The sequence below is a fragment of the Flavobacterium sp. CG_9.1 genome (genome assembly GCF_015751645.1).
Lineage (GTDB): Bacteria > Bacteroidota > Bacteroidia > Flavobacteriales > Flavobacteriaceae > Flavobacterium > Flavobacterium xanthum.
Genome location: NZ_JADOVC010000066.1, coordinates 1 through 2,800, shown reverse-complemented (window position 1 = coordinate 2,800; position 2,800 = coordinate 1). Strand labels below are relative to the sequence as shown.

At 32.1% G+C, this 2,800-nt stretch carries 3 protein-coding genes; all 3 read right to left on the bottom strand.

The genetic code is table 11. The annotated features are described in order from the left end of the window. Positions 1 to 50: 50 nt before the first annotated feature. Complete coding sequence (locus tag IWX83_RS16970; RefSeq protein ID WP_196831340.1) at positions 51 to 1,721, bottom strand: S8 family serine peptidase; 1,671 nt, start codon at positions 1,719 to 1,721, stop codon at positions 51 to 53. Between the two features lie 14 nt (positions 1,722 to 1,735). Then, entirely contained in the window at positions 1,736 to 1,912 is a 177-nt protein-coding gene (locus IWX83_RS16965; RefSeq protein ID WP_175547774.1) for a hypothetical protein, read from the bottom strand. A gap of 141 nt (positions 1,913 to 2,053) precedes the next feature. Beyond that, positions 2,054 to 2,545, bottom strand: coding sequence for an AraC family transcriptional regulator (locus IWX83_RS16960; protein ID WP_196831339.1), 492 nt, complete (start codon positions 2,543 to 2,545; stop codon positions 2,054 to 2,056). Positions 2,546 to 2,800 lie beyond the last annotated feature (255 nt).

Sequence of the window (2,800 nt, the reverse complement as noted above, 5' to 3'; positions counted from 1 at the left end):
AAAAAATATTTGACCTACTTATAAACAGAATGATGAATACTCAAAAGGTTTTATATCAAAATATTATAATAAGTAAATAAGTGAACACCTCGATAAACATTTAATACTTTCCCTGATTTAGAGAGTTCAGAAAATTTGACTTTTTTGCCTTCACCGCCTGGGATCAAAACCTTCAAATCATAAGTCGTACCCGACTCTAGAATAATCTCCTTAACTTGCTTAGCACTAAGTTTAGGATAATACGACCAAATCAAAGCAGCTGTTCCAGAAACCATAGGTGCTGCTAATGAAGTACCTGAGTCATAACCGTACCTGTTACCTCCGGTCGATGTATAAATTTGATCACCTGGCGCAAACAAATCTACATTTTTTTTACCGTAATTAGAAAAGGAAGCTACCAAGGTGCTATCATTAATAGCAGTGCTAGCTCCTACGTTTATAAAATTACCTACAACTTCTTTTGCACCATCCTGCAAGTCGATATCTGTTGGAAAGTTAGGGTTTTCATCTACATTAAAGCTATCATTTCCTGCACCATGTATCAGTAAAATATCGTGATTAGCAGCATATTTCATAGCTGAGTAAACCAAATCGTTGCTCAAAGCAAATTCTTTGCCGAATGACATATTAATAATTTTAGCTCCATTATCTACAGCGTATCGTATTGCCATAGCAATATCCTTATCATGCTCATCACCGTTTGAAGCAATTATCAATGGCATTATCTTTACGTTTGCAGATACAATCATTGCAATTATCCCGGAAACTTTAGTGGAGTGATTATACGTAGTTGTTTTTCCTTCAATATTTGTAGAAAGTCTATTATTACCATAGCCTTTCTCAAATTTACCCGAGCTATCCTTTATTAAAAGGCGCTCATTGAATTTAAGGTTTAAGGATTTATTTAAGATGGAGTCCACCTCTTGCTTGCTATTTTCCACCTCTTTTAATGACTTTTCTCCAAAATCAAGTCTTGCTTTCATAAAAGCTATCATTGCTCCCAGATCAAAATCAAGATCTTCCCTTCTTTGTCTGAAGGTCTTATCATTGATTTTGTGTTTTATATACATGCTGTCCAGCTGTTGGTAGGTATAGTTCTCGTTCGGAAAATAATGTCTTAAACTATCTTTGGCTGCTGGATATGTTTTTACACTATATTCTAATGATTTCAGCCAGTTTTCGTAATAAAAATGCTGTTCTTTAAACTTTCTTAGTGCTCGAACATATTCTTTTTCATTACCTAATTCTTTTTTAACAAATTGGTTGGTTTTCAAATCCCCCCATTCTTTTAAGATCCTTACAAACTCAAAATTTGAAAAAACTAAGTATCCATTGTCTTTTGTTCCAATAAAATTCCAACCGTTAACGTCGTCTACGTAACCATTTTTATCATCATCTTGACCATTATTTGGAATTTCAGCTTTGTTTATCCATAGTTTGTTCTTTATTAAATCGTGATTGATATCTAAAGGTGAATCAATAATCGCAACAATAATTTCTTTGGATCGCAATTTTTGGATGTTCTGCATTTTCCATTTGCTAACAAACATTCCCGTATTACCATTTTCATCTATCCCTTTATGAAACCAATTCAAAGAATCTAAATTTTTATATATTGAAACTGCGTTGTGTTTACTTAAATTTAGGTCAGTACTAGTTTTGCTCGAACTGCAACCTATTAAAATAGCAACTAATAAAAATGATAGAATCAATGATTTCATAATTTTGTAAAAAACTAAAAGGTTATCGTCATTGTTTTGTTTGACTGAGTAATAGTTTTATCATCGCCTCCATTTGCAATAATAGCACTATCACCCCCATTTATCAAATGTAAATTATCCAATTGGGCTACTTTCATTTTTTCTAAATTAAACTTTGATTTGTTTTCTTTTTGTTTTTTTTCGGCTTTCATTTTATACAGTTTTTGATTATTGAAGTACAAAAGTATAAGGTTATGCTGACTGTTACTATAAAAATTAAAAGTTGTTCTCGGAATTCACGGAATTCCGATAGTCAAAAAAAACACAATACCCTAAAAACAAAGTTATTACAATCAATTTTCTTTTTCTAGTGCTTTGATGAAAAAAGTAGGCTTAATTTTATATTTTTTATAAAAAGCGCTAGAAAAAGCTTCCGCAGAATTGAAACCAAATTCATTAGCTAAGTATGGCATAGTATAATTACGCAATATGATTTGGGCCTGCAATTGAACCACAGCTTCATTTATTCTGAGTTCATTGATGTAATACACAAAAGTTTTTCCTTTTTGTTCGTTAATGACTTTAGATAAGTATTTGGTGTTGGTATTTAACTGTAAAGCTACTTTTTGAATCGAAATAGTTTTTTCTAAGAATCCTTTGTTAAGTTCAAATTGGGCTAACTTCTCTAATAACTGTTGAACTACCTCTACTGGAAGCCACTGTTGCTCTTGCATTTTATTTTCCTCTGCTGCACTATCGCTTTTTTCAGCTCTAGTACCACTTGCTACTATAGGTGTAGCAGGATGAATAATAGCCTCAAATCGTTTACGATATTGTTTTTTCAAATAATATTGATAACATATCAACCCACCGAGACTACCTATTAAAATCAAAATCCAGGTCGAAGAGGCCGATTGTTTTTTTTGCAAGGATTGTATCAAGGATTCTTTTTTTGCAAATAAATGAGGGGTATCATATTCTTTGAGTAAAACTTTACTTAGTTGTTTGTATATTCCAGTCATGATGTGCCACTAATTCCGGTCATGATGTGCCACAAAATAATGAGCTAATTTCTGTTCAAATTTACATTTTTTTATTGA

What these genes read in the sequence shown, in the direction of transcription:
- IWX83_RS16970 (WP_196831340.1), bottom strand. Translation starts at nt 1,721, where the DNA reads ATGAAATCATTGATTCTATCATTTTTATTAGTTGCTATTTTAATAGGT.
- IWX83_RS16965 (WP_175547774.1), bottom strand. Translation starts at nt 1,912, where the DNA reads ATGAAAGCCGAAAAAAAACAAAAAGAAAACAAATCAAAGTTTAATTTA.